Here is a 25,633-nt window from a genome sequence, read left to right on the forward strand (position 1 = left end):
GAGTATGCCTGTAAATGAGTACTATTAAGCTATATGGGGCTTTGAAACACACGGGCAAGGCGATTGCTTTGGTTTTAACGATGTCTACGGCAGCTTATGCCGAAGAAATCACGCTCGTTGCGATGGGTGATAGCCTAACTCAAGGATACGGTTTGGCGCAGGGCACCGGATTTGTACCGCAGCTTGAAACATGGCTTCGGGATAATGGGGCCGAAGTACGTGTGATGAACGCAGGTGTTTCAGGCGACACTACGGCGGGCGGGCTTTCGCGGGTTGCTTGGACATTAACGCCTGACATTGATGCCATGATCGTTGCCTTGGGCGGCAACGATATGTTGCGGGGTGTCGATCCGGCAGCCTCAAAATCCAACTTGGCAGGCATTCTGGATGTCGCTCAAGCGCAAAATGTCGAGGTTATGCTGATCGGCATGCAAGCACCGGGCAACTTTGGGCCGGATTACAAAGCGCAATTTGATGGCATGTATCCTGATCTGGCCGCACAATACGCCACGGGGCTTGTACCCAGCTTTTTAGCGGGTCTTGGTTCGCTTGACCCATCCGAGGTCCAATCCCTCATGCAAGCAGATGGTATTCACCCCAACGCCGAAGGCGTGGCGCGCATTGTTGACGACATCGGCCCACAAGTGCTGAACTGGCTGCAGGAAAACCAAAAAGGCTAGGGTTTCATGCTCTATCGCGTAGGGCAGTGGCTGTGGGTTTGATCAATGGCGCAACCACGATCATCGCAATGGCCAATACCAACAACAGCCCAAACGCGCCGCGTAGACTGGTGACTGAGGTTAAAAAGCCAATCACCGCAGGCCCCACCAACATGCCGCCATAGCCAAGTGTTGCAACACTCGCGATGGCTTGCGCTGCGGGTATCACTGGATCATTCCCTGCACGGGAATAGGCCAATGGCATGGCCAAAGCGTATCCGAACCCCATAAACACAAATCCAACCATGGCGACCATCGGCGTTGCCACTCCAACTGCAAGCCCTGTGCCGAACACCGCACTGATACCACTCGCGATTCCCGCCCACATGGTGCCCAATCGCAAAATGACCAATCCGCCCATCAAGCGCATGAAAACCATCGCGGCCGAGAAGACTGCCAAACCCAAAGGCGCAATGCTTTCCTGTGCCAAAGCCACTTCGATCAAATAGATCGCGCTCCAATCGGCCATCGCCCCTTCGCCCAGCGTAGCGCAAAAGGCAAAGATACCAGCAAACAGCAGCGGGCCTTTGGGTAGCGAAAACAGTGGCCCCGGAGGCGCAGCATCGGATGTGTCAGAGGTCCACTCAATGCGCATGCCCCATAGGCCAAGGCTTGGCACGATCAACGCAGCTAAAAAGAAATGCAGCGTATAACTCAGCTCATAGGACACCGCGATATAGCCTGATAATGCGCCTAACCCAGCGCCAAAACTCCAAACCGCGTGAAATCCAGACATCCAATGCTTGCGTGCTGCCTTTTCAACTTCGGCAGCCCATGCATTCATGCAAACGTCCATAGAGCCGTGACAGGCCCCAAACACAAACAAGCTGATCGCAAGCGTCCAGATGTTCGGCGCGAGACCCAGCACGATAATGGCGGCCGCTTTCATCAACGTCGTCACTCGCGTCATGTATATCGCGCCCAATCGGTCGCTAAATCGGCCCGCTAAAGGAAACGACACCAACGCTCCCAATGCCAACACCAGCAGCAATAAGCCCAAAAGATTGTGCTCAAGCGAATAGGTCTTCGCAACTGCGGGAATGCGCGAGGCCCAAACGCCATAAAGCGCGCCATTCACTACAAAGGCAGAAGCAATGGCCAGCCATTGACGTTGATGCAAAGTCATAAATGTCCCGAGTGAAGTAGCGCTATTGGCCGTTTTGCGATGACTTTAGCGGCAAATTTTCAATTGGAAATAGAGAATTCAAAGAGGGGATTGGGCAAAAAAACACCCCGACGCCGGGTGGACAGTGGCGTCGGGGTGAAAACCACGCTCATTGAAAGGGGTCGAGCGTAGTAATTCCAAGCGGGGGGAGGGGATGTCCCGCTAGGGCCTTTATGCAGCGTTGTCCTCAAGAATAAGGTCGCTGCATTTTTCACCGATCATAATGGCCGGCGCGTTTGTGTTTCCGCTTACGATTTCAGGCATGATGGAACAGTCCGCCACACGCAGACCCGCGATGCCATGCACACGCAGGCGGGCATCAACAACAGCAGTCTTGTCGCTACCCATCTTACATGTCCCAGTGGGGTGGTAGATCGACGCTGTATTGTCGCGTGCCCAATTCAATGTTGCCTCGTAGTCGTCCATATCCAAAGAGGAATGCGGGCGATACTCCTCGGAAATTTTCGAAGTCAGCGGCGCATGACGCGCAATCTTACGGGCGATGTTCACACCGTCGACCACAGTCCGACAATCCGTTTCCGTGGACAGGTAGTTCGGAATGATTTTCGGGTATTTCTTTGGGTCTTTAGATGTCAGGCGAATCTCACCCTTACTTTCAGGCCGCAACTGACAAACTGACATCGTGAAGGCCGAGAATGGATCCGCGCCCTTACCTGGGTTCTCTGCAGACAATGGCTGAACGTGGAACTGAATGTCCGGTGTTTCAAGCTCAGGGCGCGTTTTCATAAAGCCACACGCCAGTGACGCCGCCATTGTCATAGGACCCGCACGATACATTGCGTATTTCAGCGCAATAAACGCCTGGCGGTACAGAGTGCGTACTTCGTCGTTCAACGTCGGCTCGTTACATTTGTAAACCAAACGCGCTTGCAGGTGATCCTGCATGTTCTTCCCAACACCTGGCAGGTCTTTGACCACCTCAATGCCGTTTTCTTTCAGCTGTTCCGCTTCGCCAAGGCCTGACAACATCAAAAGCTGTGGCGAGTTAATCGCGCCGCCTGACAATACGATCTCGCGATTCGCATGGATCGTGTGTTTGCGACCGCTGCGGTCAGAATAGGTAACACCCGTCGCCCGTGATCCTTCGATTTCGACTTTTTCGACTTGGGCGTGGGTGATGATTTTTAGGTTCGGGCGCTTTTTGACCGGGTTCAAATAAGCCACAGCCGCACTGCACCGGCGACCATTCCGAGACGTCAGCTGGAAGAAGCCAACGCCTTCTTGGTCTTTGCCGTTATAATCAGGGTTATAAGGGTAACCAGCAGCCTGTGCCGCAGCAACCCATGCGTCTGTAATCGGGCGTTGGATTCGCATGTTTGAAACAGACAGCGGACCTTCGGTCCCATGGTATTCGTCAGCACCACGCTCGTTGTTTTCGGCGCGCTTAAATAGCGGAAGAACGTCGTCGTAGCTCCATCCGGTATTGCCCATCTGCGCCCAGCGGTCGTAGTCTTCTGCTTGGCCGCGTACGTATAGCAGGCCATTCAAAGAGGAGGACCCACCCAAAACTTTACCACGTGGCCATTCAATAGAACGGCCGTTAAGGCCGGGATCTGGCTCAGTTTTGTAGCACCAGTCAACGGATGGATTGTGGATAGTTTTAAAGTAACCAACGGGGATGTGAATCCATGGATTTAGATCACGACCGCCTGCCTCTAGCAGGACAACATTTACGGACGGGTCTGCGCTTAATCGGTTTGCAACAACGCAGCCCGCAGATCCCGCACCAACAACTATGTAATCGGCTTTCGTAGGACTCATCGGCTTCTCCCCGGCTGGATAATATTATTGATGCAGGTTTTTCTTGCGTTCTGATTCATAATTCAATAAAAATGATACTGCAAGTCTCAATAATGAACAGGGAGGATAGTTCATGAAAGTTACTGACAAGCTCAGCGGGATTTCACGCCGCGATCTTTTTAAGCTCGCCGGCCGCTATGGTATGTCGTCTACGCTGCTCGCAGCAGGTGCCTTTACTGGTACAGTGACGCTTCCATCGCTCGCGAAAGCAGTCGAATCGACTTATGACAAGCGCTACAAAAAAGAAGCAAAACACGTTCTAAAATTTGGTGCATCCGGCTTCAACGCCCGCAACCTTTTGATCGAACGTGCTGGCTGCCTAGAATTTGCACGTGACCTAGAATCCCGCACAGACGGCGAAATTCGCGTTGAGTTCATTGGCGACAACCAAATCTGTGGTCAGCTGTCATGCGTCGAAAAGACCCAAAACGGCATCGTCGACATCTATGCTGCGTCTACACAGAACTCTGCGGGCGGTGCGCCGTACCTCAACGTTCTGGACTATGCGTATGTATTCCCAGGTCGTGCGTCTCAGTACCACTTCCTATACAGCCCAGAATCAAACAAAATCCTGCGTGAGCCACTCGAAAAGCGTCACGGCCTGAAGTTCCTCTTCAGCCACTGTGAACTACGTGGCCTGCAAATGGGTTCAAACTTCAAAGACAAGCCTACTGTCTCGAAGCTTGAAGAGCTGTTTGGCACGAAAAACCGTGTAACAGGTACACAGTTGGGTCGTATTGCGATGCAACTTCTGAACCTGAACCCGGTTCCAGTTGCTTGGGAAGAAACTCTCGATGGTCTGAAAACAGGTCTTATTGATGGTGCGGAAACATGGGCGTCTGCGGTTGCATATGCGAACATGTCTCCAGTTGTGTCCCAGTCTGTTGATCTGAAATTCTTCTGCGGTACCGAGCACACCTCGATGTCTGCAAAAGTATTCGACAGCCTTGATGGTCACCTACAAGATGCGGTTATGGAATCTTCCTACCTCGCACAAGTTCACGTTCAAGCGGCGAACGAAGCGGCGCTGGTTAAAACTGTTGGTCAATCTGATCCACAGCTTCCAGACACAATCTTCGCACAGCATGGCGTACGTAACGCATTCTTGGCAGACGATCAGATCAAGATGGCCGAAGAAATGTGTTCACCTGAGTTCCAGCCAGCGGCATGGGAACAGTGGCGTGAGCGCATCAACAAATGGGCAGGCGGTATGGACACATACACCGAACTGCACCGCGTAGCACGTGAAGTGCCTGCGGATATGAAACCGGAGAATGTCGAACCACGTCGTTGGTGGAAAGACTAACTCCTCTTGGTTTGGCGGCGGAGAAACGACTCTGCCGCCAACTTTTTCTCTAGCGACATCTGACGAACACGTTAGGCTCGGTCTCAGGGAGGAGACGGATTATGGATACTATTTTCAATGACATGCTCGAGATTATAAAGGCGTTTGCTTCAAACGACGCCTTTATGATGAGCGACGCATTGAGTACTGATGCAGCGTGGGTGCTTGGTGCACTCGTGACACTTTTGGGCGGGTTGTTCTTTCTCGCCGTTTATAAATACATTCCCTGGGCAGAACGGAATTTTGAGTCAACAATCATGGTGTCGAGCTACTTGCTCATTGGCGCCATCATTTTTGTCGAAGTTTTCCGGCGTTTTGTACTCAACGTCCAAGCGCCGTGGTCTACAACTTTACCACCGTTCTTATTCCTAATTATGACGTGGTTCGGCTGCGCATATAACGTAAAGCTTCGTACGCACTTGGCCTTTGCAGAGTTCCGCGCGAACATGCCGCGTGCTTTGCAATTCACATGCCTGACTCTCGACTTCGTTCTGTGGCTGGGCTTCAGCTGGGTTGTTGTTACGACGGCCACACAGGTTGCTGTGAACTCTGCGTCAAACTTCCAGATTATGCTGGGTACAGATAACATTCTTCAGTGGTGGTTCCTTGTTTCCGTCCCGTTGGCATTCGTGCTGATCGCGGCGCGGTCTATGGAAAACTACTTGATCGACATTAAGAACCTGCGCAGCGGCGAGCCGTTGATCCAGCAGGCAGCGATCGGCGAAGGATAGGGGGATAAAATGACTGACGGAACGTGGATTACCGTTATCTCACTTGGGGTAACATTCTTCTTCATGCTCGGCGTACCGGTCTTTCTTGTGATCGGATACTGGGTAATCGGCATGAGCTTCTTGCTCGGCCTTCCTCTCATCAACACAGGTTCTGCCTTGGCAGACGTGTTTACAGATGGCTTTGCACTCTTAGCGATGCCGCTGTTCATTCTGACCGGTGACTTGATCAACCGTTCAGGTATTGCCAAACGACTGTCTGACTTCGCTTATGCTTGCCTTGGCTGGCTGCGCGGTGGTCTGGCGATGGCAGCTTTGGGCGCTTGCGGCTTGTTCGCGGCGATCTCGGGCTCTAACTCGGCAACAACAGCAACCATTGGTTCCATGCTTCACCCGGAAATGGTGAAGGGTGGTTATGACGAACGCTTCTCAGCGGCCACAGCGGCTGCCGGTGGTACCGTTGGGATCATCATCCCGCCATCAATCATCTTTATTGTTTACGGCTTCTTGCTGAACCTACCTATTTCCGAGCTCTTCGTAGCCGGTATCATCCCAGGTTCCTTGATGGTCTTTGCAATGATGTCTGTGGCATTTGTCATCTGTACCGTGAACGGTTGGGGCTACCTCATCAAACTACAACTCGGTCGTGTCTTTAAGACCGCGGTTGGCGCATGGTTGGGTTTCTTTGCCATCGGTCTGGTTCTTTGGGGTATCTACACTGGTAAGTTCTCACCAACTGAAGCTGCGGGCGTTACCGTTGGTTTCTGTATCATCGTCGGCTTTGTCAGCCTTCCGATCTACAGGTTGATGGGTTCTCCTTCCGAAGACCGTGATTTCAAAGAACGTGGCATTGGTGAATACCTAGTGGTCAAAGGCTTTGGCCCACTGGAATTGCCATCTATCACAATGCGTTCCGCTCAAATCGCAGGTATCCTTGCACCGCTGATCGCCGTTTCGGTTGTTATGCAGCAAATCCTGTCGGTTCTGGGTGCTCAGCAAATCATTGGTGACTTTGTACGTGGCATGGGTGGTTACTATGCGGTTCTCTTTACCTCGATGGCGATCGTTTTTGTTGCCGGCATGGTTCTAGAATCACTTCCAGTAACAATCATTCTTGCGCCGATCTTGGCTCCGATTGCTCATTCTGTAGGCGTTGAGCCTGTACAGTTTGCCGTGATCTTCCTTGTTGGTGCATCGATTGGCTTTATTACGCCGCCCTATGGTTTGAACCTTTATGTTGCATCCGGAGTTACCGGGGTGCCGTATTTCAAACTTCTGCGCTATACGGTGCCGTATCTATTTGCCTTGCTGGCGGTCTGGATTTTGATTGCGCTTGTACCAAGCCTCTCGACTGTTCTGATCCCATCAGGTTAATAAGCACATAATAAACGTTAAGGGGTAGCTATGGCTGACGGCACGAACAAAGAAAGCGGAATTCCAACCAATCTGCGCTTGCTTTTAGTGCTAGAAGCTATGGCGAAGGCCGGGGTTCCTGTGACACCCACAGAGGTGAACCAGGAACTCGGCCTCCCCAAACCAACCATCCATCGATTATTCGCCACGCTCGAAGCCGAAGGTTTCATCCAACGTGAGATCGATGGCCGAGGATATTCACCGGGCCTTCGCCTGCGCAAAATGTCCACCGGTATCATTTCGTCTTTGCGGATCAGAACAGCGCGTGTCGCTATCCTGTCCAAGCTCGCAGACGAAATCGGCGAAACCTGCAACATCGCTTTGCCTGACCGTGACGCCATGATCTATTTGGATCGTGTCGAAACCAAATGGCCACTTCGTATTCAGCTTCAGGTCGGGACGCGCGTTCCTTTCTATTGCACGGCCTCCGGCAAGATGTACCTCAGCTCGCTCGACAACCGGCATCTGAAAAACTACGCGACCTCTACACGTCTTGAAGCGCGCACAGAAACCACGATCACCGACTCTGATGCGTTGATTGAAGAGGTGCGCATGAGCCGCGACCGCGGCTATGCGGTTGACCGCTGCGAATTCATGGAAGGTATGACAGCCGTGGCTGTGCCTATCTATGACCCACACGGTCGTCTTGTTTCCACCTTGTCTGTCCACGCACCAGAGCAACGCTTCCCACTCGAAAGCGCCGTCAATTACGTGGAAATGCTGAAAGCCTCAGCAACGCAGCTGTCCAGTCTGCTCGACGAAGACTGACATTTCCGACGCATTCAATGTAGATGTGTCAAGCGTACGAAAAATACGCTTGGAAAATAGCCGATTCCCGCATAAACCGCCGCATCTGATTGCGCTAAATTTGGCGCGTCAGGCTATCATCCGTTCTACACCTGTCTGGGGGATACCTGATTGAACAAAACGCTGCCTACGCCGCACGAAATTTATGGCATTGATAAGTGGGGCAAAGACCTCATTGTCGCTATGGACAATGGTGAGATCGGCCTCAAAAATCCGCTAAATCCATCTGCCGCGCCAATCAGCCTGCCGGGCATTCTGCGCGACTTGGATGACCGCGGTGTTCATGTGCCGATGCTCTTGCGTGTTTCGTCTTATCTTGAAAACGAAATCAGCCATATCAACGAATGCTTCGCAGAAGCCATTCAACGCGTGGCCTACAAAGGCAACTACCGCGGCGTCTTTCCGATTAAGGTCAATCAACAAGCACAGGTGATTGAACGGATCGTCGAGTTCGGCAAGCGCTACAGCTATGGCCTAGAGGCCGGCTCCAAACCCGAGCTGGTGATCGCCCTCGCACATCGTCTTGGCCGCGAGGCATTGATTGTCTGCAACGGCATCAAAGACGAAGAATTTATCAGCCTCGCCACTCTGTCGCGCAAAATTGGCTTTAACACAGTCATCGTGCTCGAAAGCCCGAAAGAAGCCGACACCGTAATCAAAGTGGTCAAGGAACTGGGCGTCGAACCCATGCTTGGCGTGCGCGTAAAGCTGACCAATCAGATTTCCGGCAAATGGGAAAAAAGCTCTGGCGACCGCTCTGCCTTTGGCATGAACACCGATCAGTTGATCGCAGTCATCGACAAGCTGCGCGACGCGGGCCTGCTGCATTGCCTCAAACTACAGCACAGCCATCTGGGCAGCCAAGTTCCAGACGTCAACGACGTCCGCCGCGCGGTCTCCGAAGCCTGCCGTTTCTACACCGAACTCACCCGCGAAGGCGTCCCACTGACGCACCTCGATCTGGGCGGCGGTCTTGGTGTCGACTACACCGGTGAGAAAAGCGCGACTGAAAGCTCGATCAATTACACCATGCGCGAATATTGCACCAACGTCGTTGAAACGGTGCAATACGCTATGGATGCCGCAGGCATCGACCACCCAGACATCGTGACCGAAAGCGGCCGCGCCGTGGTTGCGACCTCGTCCATGCTGATTTTTAACGTGCTCGAAGCCACGCTTTACGACGCGCCAACCGCGCCCAAAGCTGAAGCCGAAGATCACCACCTGATCAGCGATCTTCTGGCAATCACCGAATATATCTCCGCTGAGCGTCTACAAGAATGTTGGAACGACGCGAACTTTTACCGCAACGAATTGCGCGCGCTCTTTCACCGCGGCTACATCGACCTTCGTCAAATGGCCCGCGCCGAACGCATCTATCTGCACCTGATGTCACGCATCAAACAGCACGCCGCCTTTGACAACATCTCTGTTTCCGACGAGCAGTTGAACACGTTGTCAGACATCTACCATTGCAACTTCTCGCTGTTCCAATCGCTGCCAGACGTCTGGGCCATTGATCAGCTGCACCCAATGGTGCCGCTGCAAATGCTCAACCAACATCCAGACCGGCGCGCCGTACTGTCTGACATCACCTGTGACAGCGATGGCAAAGTCGATCGTTTCATTCTGGCCGATGGCATCAGCCACAGCTTGCCAGTCCACACACTCCCGGAAAACGAACCCTATTACATGGGCGTTTTCTTTGTGGGCGCCTACCAAGAAACATTGGGCGATTTGCACAACCTCTTTGGTGACACCAACGTCGCCACAATCGACCTACGCGCCGACGGCGGTTTTGATCTCTTGCACGAACAAGAAGGCGACACGATTTCCGAAGTTCTGTCTTACGTGGAATTCGATCCCCAAGACTGCGTCGCCGCCTTCCGCCGCATGGTTGACGAAGCCATTTCGTCCGGCGCATTAAAATCCAAAGACCGCAAATTGTTGATGGGTGCCTATCGCGACTCAATCAACGGCTATACCTATTACGAATAACGCCTGTCACAGCAGACAGTTGGAGGACAACATCATGGGTAAAACACTCGTCGTCGGGGCAGGGGGCGTCTCCCACGCTGCCGTACATAAAATGGCAATGAATGCGGACATCTTCACCGATATCACGCTGGCCAGCCGTACCAAATCCAAATGCGACGCCATCGCCGCCGCGGTTCTGGAACGCACAGGCGTTACGATCAAAACCGCGCAGCTTGACGCGAATGTCGTTGCTGACACCGTGGCCTTGATCCGCGAAACCGGTGCTGAATTGTTGGTGAACCTCGCACTACCATACCAAGATTTGGTGCTAATGGACGCCTGCCTAGAGGCCGGTTGCCACTATCTAGATACAGCCAACTACGAACCCGAAGACGTGGCGAAATTCGAATACCACTGGCAATGGGCCTACCAGGACAAATTCAAAGAGGCAGGCCTCACCGCCATCCTCGGCTCTGGCTTTGATCCGGGCGTGACCTCTGTCTTTGCAACATGGCTGAAGAAGCACAAGCTCGACACCATCCGCCAAATCGACATCCTCGATGCCAATGGCGGCGACAACGGCCAAGCCTTTGCCACCAACTTCAACCCCGAAATCAACTTGCGCGAAGTCCTCGCAGAGGTGCGTCATTGGGAAAACGGCGCATGGCAACACAGCCCGGCGCTGACCAACAAACAAACCTTTGATTTCCCAGGTGTTGGTACGAAAAACATGTACCAAATGTACCACGAAGAGCTAGAGAGCCTCTCCACTCACTTCCCAGAAATCGAACGCGCCCGCTTCTGGATGACTTTCGGTGATGCCTACATCATGCACGCAACCGTTCTGCAAAACGTTGGCATGACCCGCATCGACCCAGTGATGCACGACGGCAAAGAAATTATCCCGATTCAGTTCCTAAAAACCCTACTGCCTGATCCCGGCGATCTGGGTGCCTTGACCAAAGGCAAGGCCTGCATTGGTGACATCGCGACGGGTCAAGCCAAAGACGGTTCAGGCGAAAAAACCTATTACATCTACAACATCTGCGACCACGAGGAATGCTTTGCCGAGGTCGGTTCACAAGCGGTCTCCTACACCACCGGCGTCCCAGCCATGATCGGCGCAGCTCAGCTGCTCAAAGGCAACTGGAAACAGCCGGGCGTCTGGAACATGGAACAACTTGATCCAGATGACTTCATGGACATGCTCAACACCCACGGCCTTCCGTGGCAAGTCCACGAACTCGACGGTCCCGTCGACTTCTAAATTCCAAATCGGGGCGCGGCTCATACCCGCGCCCCAGTTTTTTCTTGATCCAAATACCTCGGGGTCTGGGGCAGGGCCCCAGCGCTATCAGCAAAAGGGCCACGCATGAGCGACATGATGACCACCCAAGCCGGAGATCCCGGCGCGTTCCGTGATTTTGACCTCTCGCGCGTGCCGTCCCCCTGTTTCGTCGTCGACAAAGCCGCCGTTGAACGCAATCTAAAAGTGCTGAAAGACGTCTCTGACCGCTCCGGCTGCCAAGTCCTTGCTGCTCTCAAAGCCTTCTCCATGTTCGCCCTCGCGCCGCTTATTCGCCAATACCTGCCCGGCACCTGCGCCAGTGGCATCTACGAGGCCCGGCTCGCTCGCGAAGAATACGGCGGCGAAGTCGTCACCTTCTGTGCTGCCTACAAAGACGCAGAAATTGACGAAATCATTGCGCTGTCTGACCACGTCATTTTCAACAGCCCCGCGCAAAAAGACCGGTTCCTCGCCAAATGCCAAGCCGCTGGCGTTCAGGTTGGCCTGCGCATCAATCCCGAACATTCCGTGGGCGAGATCGCCAAATACGATCCCTCCGCGCCATGCTCCCGCCTTGGCACCCCGATCAGCCAACTGACACCAGAGGCACTAAAGGGCGTTGATGGCATCCATATCCACACCCTGTGTGAGCAAGGCATTGACCCACTTCTACGCATTTGGTCTGCCGTCGAATTTAAGCTCCTGCCATATTTCAACCAATTGAAATGGATCAACTTTGGCGGCGGCCACCACATCACCCGCGCCGATTATGATCGTGACGTGCTGATCCATCTGCTCAAAGACATCCGCACCAAATACGACATCGATGTCATCATCGAACCGGGCGAGGCCGTCGCGCTGGATGCGGGCATCTTGGTTGGCGAAATCCTCGACACCACCCACAACAGCATGAACATCGCCATCACCGACATCTCGGCCACCTGCCATATGCCCGATGTGATAGAGGCCCCGTATCGCCCCGCCTTGCTCGGTGAAACCGACAGCGGCCACACCTATCGCCTCGGCGGGCCAAGCTGCCTCGCAGGCGACGTCATCGGCGACTACACTTGGGACCAACCGTTACAAATCGGCCAACGCTTCGCCTTTCTGGATCAGGCGCATTATTCCATGGTTAAAACCAACACCTTCAACGGCGTTCCGCTGCCCACCATCGCGCTTTGGGACAGCACCAATGATGATCTGCGCATCATCAAACAATTCTCCTATTCCGATTTCAAAACCCGCCTTTCCTGAAAGCCTAGCCATGAATATCTTTCTAGATAGTGAACTCACCGCCGCTGAACGCGCCGAAACCGCTAAATTTCGAGTGATCCCCGTGCCGCTTGAACGCACGGTGTCCTACGGCTCTGGCACCGCAAATGGCCCCGCCGCGATCATCGAGGCATCCAATGAACTCGAACGCATCACCAACGGCGCAGAACCCTGCGCGCAGGGCATCCTGACAGAGCCCGCTGTAGATTGCACAGGCGATCTACCGGACGTCATGGAACGTATCGCAAAGCGCACCGAAGCTGCTGTAAACGCCGGGAAAACACCCGTCACTTTGGGCGGGGAACACTCCCTTAGCTATGGCGCGGTCATGGGCGTCGCCCGCGCGCTCGGTCGCCCCATCGGCATCGTGCAAATTGATGCCCACGCCGACCTGCGCGTTGCCTACCAGGGCAACAAACATAGCCACGCATCCGTAATGCATCTGCTTTCAGAAGAGGGCGTAAAGCTTGCCCAATTCGGCGTCCGCGCCCTTTGTGAACAAGAACAAGACAGTCGGAAAACCAATCAAGTTTTCTACAAAGACGCCGAAGAATTGGTGGTTAACAACATCCACGCCGTCGATCTGCCAGATGACTTCCCCCAAGACGTCTATGTCAGCTTTGATGTCGATGGCCTTGATCCCAGCCAAATGCCCGCCACCGGCACCCCAGTGCCCGGCGGCCTTGGCTATTACCAAGCGCTGCGTCTTGTCGAACACGCCCTAAAGGGCCGCAATTGCGTTGGGCTGGATGTGGTCGAACTGGCCCCAGACGGCAATGCCGCATGGGATTTCACCGCCGCACAAATCGTCTATCGGCTCATGGCAGCCTGCTAAACAGAACTCGGATCATAGGCCCGGCGCACCATCACCGCCGGGTCTTTGTGACCAAGCCCAGCCTCAACAGCATCCCCCGCATGCGCCGCAAATTGCACCAGCATTTCTGAATCCAACCCATAAGATTGCACCACACGCCGGAACACGTCAGCATCTTTTAGGGCAGTTTGGATTTCAAACCCTACGTCATCGTCATCCCCTAGAATTTTAGGCAAACGGTCCGTCACCATGGGCAGACCCGCTGGCCCGCCACAGACGATCTTCATAACCGTCTCAAGCGGCAATCCCGCCGCCTTGGCCACAGGCATCATTTCCATCAAGCCGTTAAAATAGGTCTGTAACATGCTGTTATTGATGGTTTTCATCGCCAAACCAGCGCCCAATGGACCCACATGAAAGATCCGCTCGGAAATAGAGACCAAGCTACGCCGCGCGCGGTTTGCGGCCTCATCAGAGCCGCCAATGAAAATCCCACATTTGCCCGCAGTAACCAGTTCAGGCCCACCAGAAATCGGGGCGTCTACCGTACTCGCGCCCTTATCCGTAATCCGCTGCAAGCGATCCTGCAAAACTGCCGGAACAACAGTGCTGGTTTCAATAATCTGTTTCCCTGTCAAATCGCAGTCCAACAGCGCATCCAAAACCTCGCCCACAGCGTGATCATTCAACAGGCTCAAAATCAGCGTGTCGCTCGCCGCCACAAGTGCGGGCAGGTCCGCCGCATTCGAAATGCCATCAACCGCGCGCCCACTTCGGGTCCATCCCAATACGGGATGCCCTTGATCCGCCATACGTCGCGCAATCGCGCCGCCCATACGCCCCAGCCCAACAACACCAATTGTTTCCATGTGCGCTCTCCAACAAAATTTGATGTGACGAAGGGGCGCCAGCCACGACCCTCTGGGCGGTATCTTTTCACACTCTTTGGTGGCTGTCATGGCGGTTTCGTATGTGGTCCGACTTTGCGTAAATTGCGCTAGTCGAATCGTACGTTTCAGCCGCCGAAACGTACGAAACTCAACTTTACGAAAAATGAACGGTCCAAACGCCCCAAACGCAACCGTTTCGCGGCGAAACCTAGTGATGAATTTTGAAAGAAGAGATGGTGCTGCTGGGGAGAATTGAACTCCCGACCTCGTCATTACCAATGACGCGCTCTACCACTGAGCTACAGCAGCCAACTGTTGGTCCGAAACCCAAAGTCTCGTTGACTGTGGCGCGGTGATTAGACTCAAATTTCAGATCGCGCAAGGGCATCTAGAATGTTTTTTTCGCCTCATGTATGGAAAGTACATGGAAAGCAAAAAAACACCTTCTGGATACGCTGCCGAAGCCAAAAGACGCGAAGACCGTCTAAAAGCTGCGCTAAAAGCGAATATGGGCCGCCGAAAGGCCCAAGCAAAGGCGCGGGCAAGCGACACCAAAGGGACAGAGGCAGAGTCTGCGGGCAAGGAGTAAGAGTTATGGATTCTATTGTTGTTAAAGGAAATGGCCCGCTTAACGGTCAAATTCCCATCGCAGGTGCCAAAAACGCCTGTCTTACGTTAATGCCTGCGACCATCCTCAGCGAAGAACCGCTGACGTTGACCAACGCACCGCGCTTGTCTGACATCAAGACAATGACGCAACTGCTCGAGTCGCTGGGTGCAGAGGTTTCAAGCCTGCAAGACGGCAAGGTCATCGCCATGTCCAGCCATAACTTGGACAACCACATCGCAGATTACGACATCGTTCGTAAAATGCGGGCGTCCAATTTGGTGCTTGGCCCAATGCTGGCCCGTCTGGGTCACGCAGTTGTTTCGTTGCCGGGTGGTTGCGCGATTGGTGCGCGCCCAATGGATTTGCACACCTATGGCCTTGAAAAGCTGGGCGCTCAGATCGAATTGAAAGACGGCTATCTACACGCCAAAGCCCCCGGTGGCCTTAAGGGCGCCGAGATGGAATTGGCCTTTGCCTCCGTAGGTGCGACTGAAAATATCCTAATGGCATCTACACTTGCCAAAGGTACAACCGTTATCAAAAACGCCGCCCGCGAGCCCGAGATTGTTGATCTTGCGGATTGCCTGCGTGCCATGGGCGCGCAGATCGAAGGCGACGGAACCCCTACAATTGTCGTACAGGGTGTTGACCGTTTGGGCGGTGCAACCCATGCCGTTGTGACCGACCGTATCGAACTTGGCACCTATATGCTTGCCCCTGCTATTGCCGGTGGCGAGGTTGAACTGCTTGGCGGTCGTATCGACCTATTGGCGTCCTTCTGTGAAAAATTGGATGCGGCGGGTATCTCGGTTGAAGAAACCGAAAAGGGCCTAAAGGTTGCGCGCCGCAATGGCCGTGTCAAAGCGGTCGACGTTGTGACTGAACCTTTCCCGGGTTTCCCAACTGACCTGCAGGCGCAGATGATGGCCTTGATGTGTACAGCCGAAGGCACTGCCGTTCTCGAAGAGAAAATCTTTGAAAACCGCTTTATGCACGCCCCAGAATTGGGCCGCATGGGTGCAAACATCGAAGTTTCCGGCGGCACAGCGACGGTTCATGGTGTGGAACGTCTAAAAGGCGCGCCTGTTATGGCAACCGACCTGCGGGCCTCGGTTTCCTTGATCCTTGCTGGTCTTGCGGCCGAAGGGGAAACTGTTGTGAACCGTGTTTATCACCTTGATCGTGGTTACGAACGTTTGGTCGAAAAACTAAGCAACGTTGGCGCAATCGTAGAGAGGGTACCTGGCGTATGAGCGAAGACGCACGTTTCGAAGACGGTCGCGAGATCCCACTAAACCTCGGCGCAATGGACGCCGAGGATCTTCAGATTTTGTCAGCCTTGGCACAAGATGCGGTCTTTCCAGCAACTGAAATGACTTGGCGCGCTAAAGAACGTCGCTTTGCCATTTTGTTCAATCGCTTTCGTTGGGAAGACGTAGAAAACGCCACACGCCGCAAGCGCGATGTCGAACGCGTGCAGTCTTTGTTGGTCATCGAAAACGTGTTGAAGGTGTCTAGCCAAGGCGTTGATCGTTCTGACACGGACACAATCCTGTCTGTGCTATCGGTCGGGTTTGAAGCGGGCGAGGATGGAACCGGCGATGTTATTCTGACCCTAGCAGGCGACGGCGCAATTCGTTTGTCCGTCGAAGCGTTGGAGTTGACGTTAAAGGACGTTACACGCCCATATTTCGCGCCATCCAACAAAGTACCAGACCACGACGTCTAGCCTGATCGAACTCGCTGTTGTTTAGCCGAATCCATGCGCATACTTGCAAAAAAGCCGAGTCTCTTGAGGCTTGGCTTGAAGAACGCTAAGAGCAGCGCAAAGGAGAGCCTCATGCCCCAGTTTCTAAACGCTGCCGATGCGAACTTTGAAACTCAGTTTACTGCGCTTTTGGGCGCGAAACGCGAAGACAGCCCGGATGTTGATGCCGTTGTGGCAGAGATCATCGCAGATGTGCGTGCGCGTGGGGATGCGGCCGTTCTTGAGCTGACGGCAAAGTTTGACCGGCTTGAACTTACCCCAGAAACGCTGCGATTTTCTGAAGAAGAAATCGAAAATTACTGCGCGCAGGTGACCGCCGAGGAACGAGCAGCACTTGAGTTGGCAGCGGAACGGATCCGCGCCTATCACGGGCGCCAAATGCCCGAAGACCAAAGCTGGACAGACGATAGTGGCGCAACACTCGGTTGGCGCTGGACTGCGGTTTCTGCTGCCGGGCTATATGTGCCGGGCGGTTTGGCGAGCTATCCGTCGTCTGTGTTGATGAACGCGATCCCTGCAAAAGTTGCGGGTGTTGAACGTTTGGCCATCGTTGTACCAACGCCTGACGGTATCGCAAACCCATTGGTCTTGCTAGCCGCACGTTTGGCTGGTGTTGATGAAATCTACCGTATCGGTGGCGCGCAGGCGATTGCGGCTTTGGCCTATGGTACGGAAACGATTGCGCCCGTTGATAAAATCACAGGTCCGGGCAATGCATTTGTTGCAGCTGCAAAGCGTCGGGTATTTGGTAAAGTCGGCATCGATATGATCGCGGGACCTTCAGAGATTTTGGTGATCGCTGACAAAAATAACAACCCAGATTGGATCGCCTTGGATCTGCTAAGCCAAGCAGAACACGATGAAAGTGCGCAATCTATCCTAATAACGAACGACGCCCAATTCGGTCGCGATGTGGCAGATGCTGTGAACAAGCGCCTAGAAACCCTAGAGCGCCGTGCCATTGCAGGCGCAAGCTGGCGTGATTTTGGCGCGGTGATCACGGTTGCCGATTTGGACAAAGCAGCAGCGCTTTCAAATCGAATTGCACCTGAGCACCTAGAATTATGTGTCGGCGATCCCGATGCGCTTTCAGAAAAAATCACTCACGCAGGCGCGATTTTCTTGGGACAGTTCACTCCAGAAGCGATTGGGGATTATGTTGGGGGCCCGAACCACGTGCTACCGACAGCGCGGTCTGCACGATTTAGCTCGGGCCTTTCCGTTATGGATTTCGTTAAGCGCACCACACTGTCAAAAATGACGCTGGAGAGCCTAAAGACCATCGGACCAGCTGCCGCTGCTCTGGCAAAAAGCGAGAGCTTAGAGGCGCATGGCCTATCTGTTCTTGCACGGTTAGACGCGCTTAACGAAAAGTAGATATTTTTTGCCAACCTCGGACGGGCCCTCCCTAACGAGACCAATACTCCGGTCAGGTAGCCTTTGCTGGCACGGTCATCGGCGTCTCCGCCTGTTCCGCAAGACCTTTATGGCGGCTAATTCCTAACGGAACCTTACCAACGGGCCGTTCTAATCCCGATTTATCGAAGATGGTTAGCAATTAGTAATGCGCCGTATAGCCACCATCAACGGCAATGACCTGCCCAGTCACGTATGAAGCCGCGGGAGAGGCCAAAAAGAGGGCCGCGGGTGCGAGTTCTTTGGGGTCTCCCCAGCGGCCGATGGACGTAGCGGCCTTTAGTTTCTCGGCGATTTTGGGGTCTTTTGCGCTTTGCGCATTCGCCGCAGTTTTGAAATACCCCGGAGCGATTGAATTCACTGTAATGCCATTCCCACCAAGCTCTGCCGCCAATGCACGTGTCATTCCGTTGATACCAGCCTTAGCGGTCGTATAGGCTGCGTCGCCTGATTGCGCGATGATCCCGGCAATCGATGAAATGTTTATGATACGGCCATAAGTTCGGTCAGACATCGATTTGGCTGCGGCTTGAGACAACATAAATGGCGCAATCAAGTCGACTTCTATGAGGCGTGCTACATCGGCTTGTTCGAACTCTTGAAGGTTTCGCCGGTCTCGCATGCCGACGTTATTCACTAAGATATCGATCCCTCCAGCATCTTCGATTTTTGAAAGGCAGGCCAATGCTGCCTTGGTATCGCTGACATCAAATGGAGCGGGGCGCGCCAGTGGTCCCAACATGGTTATAGCTTTGTTAACGGCATCCGCGTCGCGTCCGTTTACCCAAACCTCAGCGCCTGCTTCGGTAAAAAGCTTTGCAATCTCAAAGCCAAGGCCTGTGCTGCTACCAGTGATCAACGCGCGCTGACCAGAAAGCGAAAATATCCCGTAATCTGCCATAGATCCTCCTGATGCGTTTGTCGGTTATTTACGTTGCGTTGCCAACATGTCTGTTTTCGGACTGATTACATGTTGCCGCATTGCTCCGTCTTTCACGTTCGGTTACGTCTTTTATATTAAGTGAGGTAAGGGACTTCCCATGAGCCGCATCAGCCGTATCGAAATTGACGATAGCAATTTGCCGCCGCCGACTCCTGAAATTGAGCAGGAACGTCGGGTCGCTATGTTTGATCTGATCGAGGAAAACACGTTTGCTTTGCCCAAACGTGATGATCGCGATGTGCCCGAAGGACCTTATCAGCTAGAGCTTGCCATACGTGATAAGCGGCTCGTGTTCGATTTGGCGACTGATGCTGGCACCAAAGCCGCAGAGTTTCATTTGTCGTTGTCGCCGTTTCGGCAGGTGGTGAAAGACTATTGGCAAATTTGCGAAAGCTACTTTGATGCTGTGAAGAATATGCCACCAAGCCAGATCGAAACGATCGATATGGCGCGCCGTGGTATTCACAACGAGGGCGCGCGCATTCTGGCAGAACGGTTGGAAAGCAAAGCAAATGTCGATCATGATACAGCTCGGCGTTTGTTTACCCTAATTTGTGTGCTGCATTTCGGAGGGTAACACATGGCATTAGACCTTCCGCAATCGGTCCTGTTTTGTTGTGATCATAATGCCGTGCGTTCGCCGATGGCCGAAGGCATCATGAAGCAGTTTTATGGCACGGATACCTATGTTCAATCTGCTGGCCTAAAGAATGACTTAGAGATTGATGGTTTTGCGATAGCCGTTTGTAGTGAAAATGGTGTGGAGTTGTCCCGTCATCGTTCCCGTTCCTTTGAGGAGATGGAGCAATGGGGTGATCAGCTGTCGAGCTTTGATTTGATCGTTGCCTTAACGCCCGCGAGTTATGCCAAGGCGCAAGAGTTGACCAAATGCTATCATTTGGAATTACAGTTCTGGCCAATTTCTGACCCGACCGCGCAGGGCGAAACGCGGGATGCCAAATTGGCGGCCTATCGGATTTCGCGTGATGAAATTATTGCAAAGCTGCATGAGCGCTGGGGTGAACCGCGCTAACACTTTGTTTGCAGTCTGCATGACAGGGTAGCCCATCCGATACTGCGGAAGGATGGGCCCATGACCGCCATAGATTTGTGTTTGTCTTCAAAAGACCCGGTTTTATCGCCGTTTTTTGCTCTGTTAAAACAGGGCCGGTATGCGGCGTTGCGGAAACGGGCCTCTCGCCAGTTAAAGAAATATCCAACAAATGCGCGGTTATATGGGTTTCTCGGGGCCGCTTGCGCCGGTTTGTCCGATTTGGACGCTGGAATTGGCTACTATCAGCGTGCTCTTCAGCTGGATGGCTCTGACGCGAGTTTACATCAAGATTTAGGTAAGTTGTTTTATGCGCGCGCGGATTACCCGCGGGCAGTCACCTGTTTCATCAACGCTAAGAAGCACGGCGCAGAAGGCCCTGAACTGGCCTTTCATTTAGGTATATCTTTGATGCGCCTAAACCGATTGCGTGAGGCTTTGAGCCAATTGGCCATGGCCTTATCGGCTGAGCCAGAAAATGCGGAATACGCGGCGAGGTTGGCCGAGGCGTTTGAGCAGGGTGGGTATTATGACGAGGCGCGCAAGTGCTTCGAGATCGCTTGTTCATTAGCGGCTGAAAACTTTAAGTATCAAGTCGCTTTGGCGCGATGCTGTTATGCGGGTGGGGATGCTGATCGTGCTTTGTCGCTGTGTGATCAGGCACTGGCGTCTGGTTCAAAATCGGCTGAGATTCATACAATACGTGCTGCCGCTTTGGCTGCATTGGGGCGCTTGGATGAGGCAAGTCAGGCAAGCCGGAATGCACTGTCGGATAAGCAGGCGGCTGCAAGTCACTATTACAACTTTGCGGTGCGGCACGACATGGCAACCGAACCAGATATTGTGGGCCGAGTCATGGAGTTGATGCATGAGGCTGATGGCCCATCAGAACGGCGTGCGCTTCACTTTGCAATGGCTAAAGTTCGCGAAGACTTGGACGAGGTTGATCAAGCCTATGAGCATCTTGTTCAGGGAAATGCGCTGCGAAAAGCGGAACTGAAATACGATATTGCGCACGACTTGCAATTGTTTGCGTCATTAAAGCAAACGTTTCGAGGGGCGGCGCATAAACAATGCGCCTTTGGCGCTGAAATAACCCCTGTGTTCATTGTCGGCATGCCTCGGTCCGGCACCACTTTGGCAGAGGCCATTTTGGCCCGACACACCGAGGTTACAGCCTGCGGTGAGTTGAATGCGCTTTTGCAAAGTTTGGTTGTCGCTGTCCCGGATCAAGGGATTCCGACAGATGCAGAGGGCGCGCTTCTTGCAAAAACGTACATAGATCATTTGCCGCCGCATGCTCGGAATTCAAAGTTTGTGACGGATAAGATGCCCGAAAATTTCAAAATGATCGGGCATATCCTGATGTCGATGCCAAATGCAAAAATTGTACATATGTGCCGTGATCCTAAAGCGGTATGTTGGTCGAATTTCAAAACTTCCTTTAGTTCTAAAGGGAACGGTTTTTGCTATGATCAAGAGGACCTAGTGACCTACTACAAAGGCCATTCAGACTTGATGGCGTTTTGGCATCATCAGTTTCCAAACAAGATTTTTGATTTGAATTACGAGGCTTTGGTCGAAAACCCAGAGCCTGAAATTCGGAAATTGACGGATTATGTGGGGCTGAGTTGGGAAGAGGCATGTTTAACCCCGCAAAAGGGGCAGCAGATGGTGACGACGGCTTCGCAAGTCCAAGTGCGGCGTGCGATATACAAGGGTAGCTCGGAAGCTTGGCGCCGATACGAGGCGCAAGCAGGGCATTGGTTGGCAAAACTGTAGATCAGGGGCGCACTCTGAAACTGTCATGTTGCTAAAAGGTGGCATAGCGTTTATCGAGCGCGTTGCAAGCAAGGCTATTTGCCCTGAAAGCACCCGAAATGGATCGCTTTCTGTCAGTGCAGCGATTTGCCCCGCCTTTTAATAGGTCACAAATCGCGTATCAGACGAGAATACACCTTGTAAAACAGAGGAATTGCCCCCATTTAAGGGGCCGCCCGTAAACCTCGGGTAGCTACGTAAAGGAGAGACCATGGCCAAGGAAGAACTGCTCGAATTTCCCGGTGTCGTCAAGGAACTCCTGCCAAATGCGACGTTTCGGGTCGAGCTGGAAAACGGCCATGAGATCATCGCACATACGGCAGGTAAGATGCGCAAAAACCGCATCCGCGTTCTAGCTGGTGACAAGGTGCAAGTCGAAATGACACCTTATGATCTGACTAAAGGTCGGATCAACTATCGCTTTAAATAAGCGCTTTGCGGCGCGGCTTCCAACAGGTCCGGTGATATGAAGTTAATCCTCGGCTCTGGCAGCCCGCGCCGTCGTGAATTGCTCGCTCAAATTGGGGTCGTGGCGGATGATATTCGCCCCCCTGATATTGACGAGACGCCTCTTGAGGGCGAACTCCCGCGCCCATATTGTGCCCGGATTACCCGTGAAAAAGTACAAGCGGTTCAAGCGGATAGCGATGATATCGTCCTGTCGGCTGACACAACTGTTGCTCTGGGGCGCCGTATCATGGGCAAGCCCGAAAGTGCTGCCCAAGCTGCTGAATTCCTAATCGCGCTTGGTGGCCGTCGACATAAAATCATTACCTCTGTCGCCATTCGGCGGGGGGAACAGATTTGGCAGCGGGATGTTGTCAGCCAAGCACAAATGAAGCGCCTGTCGGACGACGAACTGAATTTTTATCTCGCAAGCAATGATTGGCAGGGCAAAGCCGGTGGCTATGCCATCCAAGGCCCAGCGGGCGCGTTTATCCCATGGATCAGCGGCTCGTTTACCGGAATCGTTGGCTTGCCCCTTGCTGAAACCGCCGCCTTATTGGCCGCTGCGGGTTATCCGCTTTATAAGGACATCCCATGAAGGGTCGCCAAATCATTCTCGATCAATTGAACAACCGCGAAGCCGCGGCTTTGATGGTCGATGGAAAGCTGTCGGATTTCTTGATCGAAGGCGATGCGCCGCGACCCGGAACAATTTATCGCGCCATCGCTGATCGCCCGATGAAGGGGCAGGGCGGTATGTTCTTGTCCACACCTGATGGGAACGTGTTCTTGCGCCAAGTCAAAGGCTTAGCACCCGGGCAGGCGCTTTTGGTGCAAGTCACCGGATACGCGGAAGAGGGCAAAGCGATCCCGGTGACGCAAAAGGTCTTGTTCAAAAGCCGCTTTGCAATTGTGACGCCAGATGCACCCGGACTAAACGTCAGCCGCAGCATTCGCGATGATGATCTACGGGACGAGCTTAAGGGCATCGCGCATGACGTCATGGGCGATAGCAACATGGGGCTGATTCTGCGCTCTAGCTGTGCCAATGCCGACGCTGACGAGATTGCCGAAGATATAGCTGCTATGCTGGATTTGGCAGAGGCCGTTTTGGCCGATGCCGAAGGTCCCGCAGAGAAACTGACAGATGGCGATGGGCCGCATCTTTTGGCGTGGCGTGAATGGGTTGAACCCGCCGGAGTGGTTACTGAAGACAAGGCGTTTGAATTCAATGGTGTTCTGGATGCCTTGGATGAGCTTGACGTTGCCAAAGTACGCCTACCTGGCGGCGCATATATGTTCGTTGAGCAGACGCGTGCCCTGATTGCAGTCGATGTGAACACAGGTAACGACACGTCGCCAGCTGCTGGCCTACAGGCCAACATTGCAGCAGCAAAAGACCTGCCTCGGCAGTGCCGAATTCGCGGCTATGGCGGGCAAATCACAATCGACGTTGCACCCATGCCTAAGAAAGATCGCCGTACCTTTGAAACGGCTCTACGGGGCGCTCTGAAGGCAGATGGGATCGAAACCGTCATGGCGGGTTGGACGCCGCTTGGTCATTTTGAATTACAACGAAAGCGGGATCGGTTGGTGACAGCTGAATTGCTGAAATGAGCTGCCCAATTTGTAAAAAAGAGACTGTTACGAAGTATCGTCCATTCTGCTCAAAACGCTGTGCTGACATCGACTTAGGCAAGTGGCTGAACGAAGATTACAGCCTCGAAGCCCCAGAAGAAGACGTGCCAGAAGCGGCGTTTTTCGCTGGGCAGAAAAAAGACGAACCTCTGCACTGATTTTTTTGATTTTGGCTCTGGACACCACCTTAAGTGTGACATAGAACGCCCAAACCCGAGTGATTAATCACTCTCCGGTGCCCGGGTAGCTCAGGGGTAGAGCAGTGGATTGAAAATCCTCGTGTCGGTGGTTCGATTCCGCCCCTGGGCACCATTTAACTCTCTGATAAATATGGAAATTTTAGCCATTCGGTATGTCCTTATCGTTTGGGTTTGACAGTTTTCTCTGTGGGTTTGACACTTTTGCTTCCTGCGCACGGCGGTCATACTCTCCTTCCCAGACCCGCATCGTCTTTCTGTTCTTGCGGGCTAGTGCTGCGTTCCTGGAATAATGAAGGCCCATAACCTTCGAATCCTGCGCGAGCAGATCGGAGATCTCGCGCTCGTCCTGACCGGCTTCCCTGAGCCATGTCGCCATCGTGTGACGCAGGCCTTTGGGTGTCAGGCCTTGGGCGATCTCTCCGGCCTCCTCCAGCTTTCTGCGAAGTCTCTGCCATGCGCTTGCAAAGCCGTCGTAGGTCCAGGGAGTACCTTTAGAGCTGGCGAGCAGTGTTGCCGCATTATGTGCGGGCGCGTTGGTCATTTCGGCTTCAAGCACCCTACTGATTGGGACCGCTGCACCGACACTCGTCTTATTGCGTCCTTTCCAGATCACGCCGTCGTCAATTTGATCCTTTCGAAATTCCAATGCGTCGGTTGGATCTTGGCCAGTGCAGAAGATCGTCGCCAACGCTGCACGTAGCTGCGGCGAAGCAGCATCTAGGACAGTTTGAACTTCTTCGAATGTCCAGGTTCTGTAAGCCTCTGGAGTGTTTTTTGGGCGTGGTTTTTTGATTACGCCTTCGGCAAAATTCTTAGAGATCAATCCTTTTGGAATGCAATACTTGAAGACTTGAATGAGAAAGTTACGCACACGGTTGGCTTTATCCCAACTGTGTTTCTTCGCCAGTTTGTCGTGGATGGCCGCAAGCAATGGCGTATCGATGGATGAAACGGGTGTATCCTTGATAGGTTTCAACACATTGGCGCACATTCGATACTCACGTTTTGTGGCTTTCGACCGCTCCAGAAAATGCTCTTCAGCGAAGTAAACTGATATAAGCCCGCCAAGAGTGCCGGGCTTGGGTCGCCGTTGCTTCAAAGCTTCCGACGCTGCTGATATCGTGGTGCACTCTGCGAAAAACTCAGCGGATCCAATCGGTGACTTGCGAAGATCTACCTTTTGCCCCGTTTGACGGTGGTAGCACCTCATGCACCCATGTCGGTCGGAGAAGATTTTGAAACCTTTGACGCGAACCAAAGTCATTACAGGCGGCCTAGAATTTCGTTTTGAGAAATTACGTCGGAGCCGGTTTTCAGATCGTCGAGCCACCTGTCTAGGTCGGACCTGTCGTACTGCTTGTACTTTGGTGGGATGAGGACTGGCTGCACTGGGCAGAGTGATTTGAAGTGCTTTACGGCCAACCCACAATAATGCGCGGCTTCTGTAGCGTTCATCATGCGTTTTTCGATTACACTTATATTCAGGCTAGTTGTGCTCAT

General features: G+C 53.3%; 26 protein-coding genes and 2 tRNA genes. 21 read left to right on the top strand and 7 right to left on the bottom strand.

Annotated elements, in window-relative coordinates:
• Positions 1-14 precede the first annotated feature (14 nt).
• Positions 15-680: an arylesterase gene (locus Q4544_RS04635; RefSeq protein WP_407063028.1), complete on the top strand. Its 666-nt coding sequence runs from the start codon at positions 15-17 to the stop codon at positions 678-680.
• Positions 681-684: 4 nt separating this feature from the next.
• Here the strand turns inward: Q4544_RS04635 and Q4544_RS04640 are convergent, their stop codons facing one another.
• A complete protein-coding gene (locus tag Q4544_RS04640; RefSeq protein ID WP_303504315.1) occupies positions 685-1,845 on the bottom strand; it encodes an MFS transporter in 1,161 nt (386 codons plus the stop codon).
• Positions 1,846-2,055: 210 nt separating this feature from the next.
• Positions 2,056-3,666, bottom strand: a complete 1,611-nt coding sequence (locus Q4544_RS04645; protein WP_303504316.1) for a GMC family oxidoreductase — start codon at positions 3,664-3,666, stop codon at positions 2,056-2,058.
• A 112-nt stretch (positions 3,667-3,778) separates the two neighbouring features.
• Here Q4544_RS04645 and Q4544_RS04650 point away from each other — a divergent pair, with 112 nt between their 5' ends.
• The 8 genes from Q4544_RS04650 (at position 3,779) to speB (ending at position 13,370) form a co-directional block, all read left to right on the top strand.
• On the top strand, positions 3,779-5,011 hold the full coding sequence (locus tag Q4544_RS04650) for a TRAP transporter substrate-binding protein (RefSeq protein WP_303504317.1): 1,233 nt from the start codon (positions 3,779-3,781) through the stop codon (positions 5,009-5,011).
• A 101-nt stretch (positions 5,012-5,112) separates the two neighbouring features.
• Complete coding sequence (locus tag Q4544_RS04655; RefSeq protein ID WP_303504318.1) at positions 5,113-5,781, top strand: TRAP transporter small permease; 669 nt, start codon at positions 5,113-5,115, stop codon at positions 5,779-5,781.
• 9 nt (positions 5,782-5,790) lie between these two features.
• Complete coding sequence (locus Q4544_RS04660) at positions 5,791-7,152, top strand: TRAP transporter large permease (protein WP_303504319.1); 1,362 nt, start codon at positions 5,791-5,793, stop codon at positions 7,150-7,152.
• Between the two features lie 30 nt (positions 7,153-7,182).
• Complete coding sequence (locus Q4544_RS04665; protein ID WP_303504320.1) at positions 7,183-7,959, top strand: IclR family transcriptional regulator; 777 nt, start codon at positions 7,183-7,185, stop codon at positions 7,957-7,959.
• Between the two features lie 150 nt (positions 7,960-8,109).
• Positions 8,110-9,996, top strand: coding sequence for a biosynthetic arginine decarboxylase (gene speA, locus Q4544_RS04670; protein ID WP_303504321.1), 1,887 nt, complete (start codon positions 8,110-8,112; stop codon positions 9,994-9,996).
• A 34-nt stretch (positions 9,997-10,030) separates the two neighbouring features.
• Positions 10,031-11,242: a saccharopine dehydrogenase family protein gene (locus tag Q4544_RS04675; protein ID WP_303504322.1), complete on the top strand. Its 1,212-nt coding sequence runs from the start codon at positions 10,031-10,033 to the stop codon at positions 11,240-11,242.
• Between the two features lie 105 nt (positions 11,243-11,347).
• On the top strand, positions 11,348-12,517 hold the full coding sequence (nspC, locus tag Q4544_RS04680; protein WP_303504323.1) for a carboxynorspermidine decarboxylase: 1,170 nt from the start codon (positions 11,348-11,350) through the stop codon (positions 12,515-12,517).
• Between the two features lie 10 nt (positions 12,518-12,527).
• Positions 12,528-13,370, top strand: a complete 843-nt coding sequence (gene speB, locus Q4544_RS04685; RefSeq protein WP_303504324.1) for an agmatinase — start codon at positions 12,528-12,530, stop codon at positions 13,368-13,370.
• Here the strand turns inward: speB and Q4544_RS04690 are convergent.
• Together Q4544_RS04690 and Q4544_RS04695 are read right to left on the bottom strand one after the other, a co-directional pair.
• Complete coding sequence (locus Q4544_RS04690) at positions 13,367-14,218, bottom strand: NAD(P)-dependent oxidoreductase (RefSeq protein WP_368411213.1); 852 nt, start codon at positions 14,216-14,218, stop codon at positions 13,367-13,369. The genes speB and Q4544_RS04690 overlap by 4 nt on opposite strands.
• A gap of 255 nt (positions 14,219-14,473) precedes the next feature.
• Positions 14,474-14,548, bottom strand: a tRNA-Thr gene (locus Q4544_RS04695).
• A gap of 115 nt (positions 14,549-14,663) precedes the next feature.
• On the opposite strand from Q4544_RS04695, the gene Q4544_RS04700 reads away from it, so the two are divergent.
• The 4 genes from Q4544_RS04700 (at position 14,664) to hisD (ending at position 17,994) form a co-directional block, all read left to right on the top strand.
• Positions 14,664-14,828: a hypothetical protein gene (locus Q4544_RS04700; RefSeq protein ID WP_303504326.1), complete on the top strand. Its 165-nt coding sequence runs from the start codon at positions 14,664-14,666 to the stop codon at positions 14,826-14,828.
• Positions 14,829-14,833: 5 nt separating this feature from the next.
• Positions 14,834-16,102 (top strand): UDP-N-acetylglucosamine 1-carboxyvinyltransferase, encoded by a 1,269-nt coding sequence (murA, locus tag Q4544_RS04705; RefSeq protein WP_303504327.1) that lies wholly within the window; start codon positions 14,834-14,836, stop codon positions 16,100-16,102.
• Positions 16,099-16,578 (top strand): DUF2948 family protein, encoded by a 480-nt coding sequence (locus tag Q4544_RS04710; protein WP_303504328.1) that lies wholly within the window; start codon positions 16,099-16,101, stop codon positions 16,576-16,578. Before murA ends, Q4544_RS04710 begins: the two co-directional genes overlap by 4 nt.
• 111 nt (positions 16,579-16,689) lie before the next feature.
• Positions 16,690-17,994: a histidinol dehydrogenase gene (gene hisD, locus Q4544_RS04715; RefSeq protein WP_303504329.1), complete on the top strand. Its 1,305-nt coding sequence runs from the start codon at positions 16,690-16,692 to the stop codon at positions 17,992-17,994.
• 181 nt (positions 17,995-18,175) lie between these two features.
• Here the strand turns inward: hisD and Q4544_RS04720 are convergent, their stop codons facing one another.
• Positions 18,176-18,934, bottom strand: coding sequence for an SDR family oxidoreductase (locus Q4544_RS04720; protein ID WP_303504330.1), 759 nt, complete (start codon positions 18,932-18,934; stop codon positions 18,176-18,178).
• A gap of 139 nt (positions 18,935-19,073) precedes the next feature.
• Here Q4544_RS04720 and Q4544_RS04725 point away from each other — a divergent pair, with 139 nt between their 5' ends.
• The 8 genes from Q4544_RS04725 (at position 19,074) to Q4544_RS04760 (ending at position 24,245) form a co-directional block, all read left to right on the top strand.
• Positions 19,074-19,553, top strand: coding sequence for a UPF0262 family protein (locus Q4544_RS04725; protein WP_303504331.1), 480 nt, complete (start codon positions 19,074-19,076; stop codon positions 19,551-19,553).
• A 3-nt stretch (positions 19,554-19,556) separates the two neighbouring features.
• On the top strand, positions 19,557-20,009 hold the full coding sequence (locus Q4544_RS04730) for a low molecular weight phosphatase family protein (RefSeq protein ID WP_303504332.1): 453 nt from the start codon (positions 19,557-19,559) through the stop codon (positions 20,007-20,009).
• A 60-nt stretch (positions 20,010-20,069) separates the two neighbouring features.
• Positions 20,070-21,809 carry a tetratricopeptide repeat-containing sulfotransferase family protein gene (locus Q4544_RS04735; RefSeq protein ID WP_303504333.1) on the top strand — a complete coding sequence of 580 codons (1,740 nt, stop codon included), beginning with the start codon at positions 20,070-20,072 and terminating at the stop codon, positions 21,807-21,809.
• 250 nt (positions 21,810-22,059) lie between these two features.
• The gene (infA, locus tag Q4544_RS04740) at positions 22,060-22,278 is read left to right on the top strand and encodes a translation initiation factor IF-1 (protein WP_007205486.1); all 219 of its coding nucleotides are present in this window, start codon (positions 22,060-22,062) and stop codon (positions 22,276-22,278) included.
• 36 nt (positions 22,279-22,314) lie between these two features.
• Positions 22,315-22,893, top strand: a complete 579-nt coding sequence (locus Q4544_RS04745) for a nucleoside triphosphate pyrophosphatase (protein WP_303504334.1) — start codon at positions 22,315-22,317, stop codon at positions 22,891-22,893.
• Entirely contained in the window at positions 22,890-23,912 is a 1,023-nt protein-coding gene (locus tag Q4544_RS04750; protein WP_303504335.1) for a ribonuclease E/G, read from the top strand. The genes Q4544_RS04745 and Q4544_RS04750 overlap by 4 nt, the downstream gene beginning before the upstream one ends.
• Positions 23,909-24,091, top strand: a complete 183-nt coding sequence (locus Q4544_RS04755; protein ID WP_303504336.1) for a DNA gyrase inhibitor YacG — start codon at positions 23,909-23,911, stop codon at positions 24,089-24,091. Before Q4544_RS04750 ends, Q4544_RS04755 begins: the two co-directional genes overlap by 4 nt.
• Positions 24,092-24,170: 79 nt before the next feature.
• A tRNA-Phe gene (locus tag Q4544_RS04760) sits at positions 24,171-24,245 on the top strand.
• 27 nt (positions 24,246-24,272) lie between these two features.
• Here Q4544_RS04760 and Q4544_RS04765 read toward each other — a convergent pair.
• Entirely contained in the window at positions 24,273-25,397 is a 1,125-nt protein-coding gene (locus Q4544_RS04765) for a tyrosine-type recombinase/integrase (RefSeq protein WP_303504337.1), read from the bottom strand.
• A complete protein-coding gene (locus tag Q4544_RS04770; RefSeq protein WP_303504338.1) occupies positions 25,397-25,633 on the bottom strand; it encodes a hypothetical protein in 237 nt (78 codons plus the stop codon). The genes Q4544_RS04765 and Q4544_RS04770 overlap by 1 nt, the downstream gene beginning before the upstream one ends.

It is taken from the genome of Cognatishimia sp. 1_MG-2023 (assembly GCF_030548175.1).
Classification (GTDB): domain Bacteria; phylum Pseudomonadota; class Alphaproteobacteria; order Rhodobacterales; family Rhodobacteraceae; genus Cognatishimia.

Excerpts from the sequence above, each read along its gene's own strand:
- Q4544_RS04635 (WP_407063028.1), top strand. The coding sequence starts at position 15 with ATGAGTACTATTAAGCTATATGGGGCTTTGAAACACACGGGCAAGGCG.
- Q4544_RS04640 (WP_303504315.1), bottom strand. The coding sequence starts at position 1,845 with ATGACTTTGCATCAACGTCAATGGCTGGCCATTGCTTCTGCCTTTGTA.
- Q4544_RS04645 (WP_303504316.1), bottom strand. The coding sequence starts at position 3,666 with ATGAGTCCTACGAAAGCCGATTACATAGTTGTTGGTGCGGGATCTGCG.
- Q4544_RS04650 (WP_303504317.1), top strand. The coding sequence starts at position 3,779 with ATGAAAGTTACTGACAAGCTCAGCGGGATTTCACGCCGCGATCTTTTT.
- Q4544_RS04655 (WP_303504318.1), top strand. The coding sequence starts at position 5,113 with ATGGATACTATTTTCAATGACATGCTCGAGATTATAAAGGCGTTTGCT.
- Q4544_RS04660 (WP_303504319.1), top strand. The coding sequence starts at position 5,791 with ATGACTGACGGAACGTGGATTACCGTTATCTCACTTGGGGTAACATTC.
- Q4544_RS04665 (WP_303504320.1), top strand. The coding sequence starts at position 7,183 with ATGGCTGACGGCACGAACAAAGAAAGCGGAATTCCAACCAATCTGCGC.
- Q4544_RS04675 (WP_303504322.1), top strand. The coding sequence starts at position 10,031 with ATGGGTAAAACACTCGTCGTCGGGGCAGGGGGCGTCTCCCACGCTGCC.
- nspC (WP_303504323.1), top strand. The coding sequence starts at position 11,348 with ATGAGCGACATGATGACCACCCAAGCCGGAGATCCCGGCGCGTTCCGT.
- speB (WP_303504324.1), top strand. The coding sequence starts at position 12,528 with ATGAATATCTTTCTAGATAGTGAACTCACCGCCGCTGAACGCGCCGAA.
- Q4544_RS04690 (WP_368411213.1), bottom strand. The coding sequence starts at position 14,218 with ATGGAAACAATTGGTGTTGTTGGGCTGGGGCGTATGGGCGGCGCGATT.
- Q4544_RS04700 (WP_303504326.1), top strand. The coding sequence starts at position 14,664 with ATGGAAAGCAAAAAAACACCTTCTGGATACGCTGCCGAAGCCAAAAGA.
- murA (WP_303504327.1), top strand. The coding sequence starts at position 14,834 with ATGGATTCTATTGTTGTTAAAGGAAATGGCCCGCTTAACGGTCAAATT.
- Q4544_RS04710 (WP_303504328.1), top strand. The coding sequence starts at position 16,099 with ATGAGCGAAGACGCACGTTTCGAAGACGGTCGCGAGATCCCACTAAAC.
- hisD (WP_303504329.1), top strand. The coding sequence starts at position 16,690 with ATGCCCCAGTTTCTAAACGCTGCCGATGCGAACTTTGAAACTCAGTTT.
- Q4544_RS04720 (WP_303504330.1), bottom strand. The coding sequence starts at position 18,934 with ATGGCAGATTACGGGATATTTTCGCTTTCTGGTCAGCGCGCGTTGATC.
- Q4544_RS04725 (WP_303504331.1), top strand. The coding sequence starts at position 19,074 with ATGAGCCGCATCAGCCGTATCGAAATTGACGATAGCAATTTGCCGCCG.
- Q4544_RS04730 (WP_303504332.1), top strand. The coding sequence starts at position 19,557 with ATGGCATTAGACCTTCCGCAATCGGTCCTGTTTTGTTGTGATCATAAT.
- Q4544_RS04735 (WP_303504333.1), top strand. The coding sequence starts at position 20,070 with ATGACCGCCATAGATTTGTGTTTGTCTTCAAAAGACCCGGTTTTATCG.
- infA (WP_007205486.1), top strand. The coding sequence starts at position 22,060 with ATGGCCAAGGAAGAACTGCTCGAATTTCCCGGTGTCGTCAAGGAACTC.
- Q4544_RS04745 (WP_303504334.1), top strand. The coding sequence starts at position 22,315 with ATGAAGTTAATCCTCGGCTCTGGCAGCCCGCGCCGTCGTGAATTGCTC.
- Q4544_RS04750 (WP_303504335.1), top strand. The coding sequence starts at position 22,890 with ATGAAGGGTCGCCAAATCATTCTCGATCAATTGAACAACCGCGAAGCC.
- Q4544_RS04755 (WP_303504336.1), top strand. The coding sequence starts at position 23,909 with ATGAGCTGCCCAATTTGTAAAAAAGAGACTGTTACGAAGTATCGTCCA.
- Q4544_RS04765 (WP_303504337.1), bottom strand. The coding sequence starts at position 25,397 with ATGACTTTGGTTCGCGTCAAAGGTTTCAAAATCTTCTCCGACCGACAT.
- Q4544_RS04770 (WP_303504338.1), bottom strand. The coding sequence starts at position 25,633 with ATGAGCACAACTAGCCTGAATATAAGTGTAATCGAAAAACGCATGATG.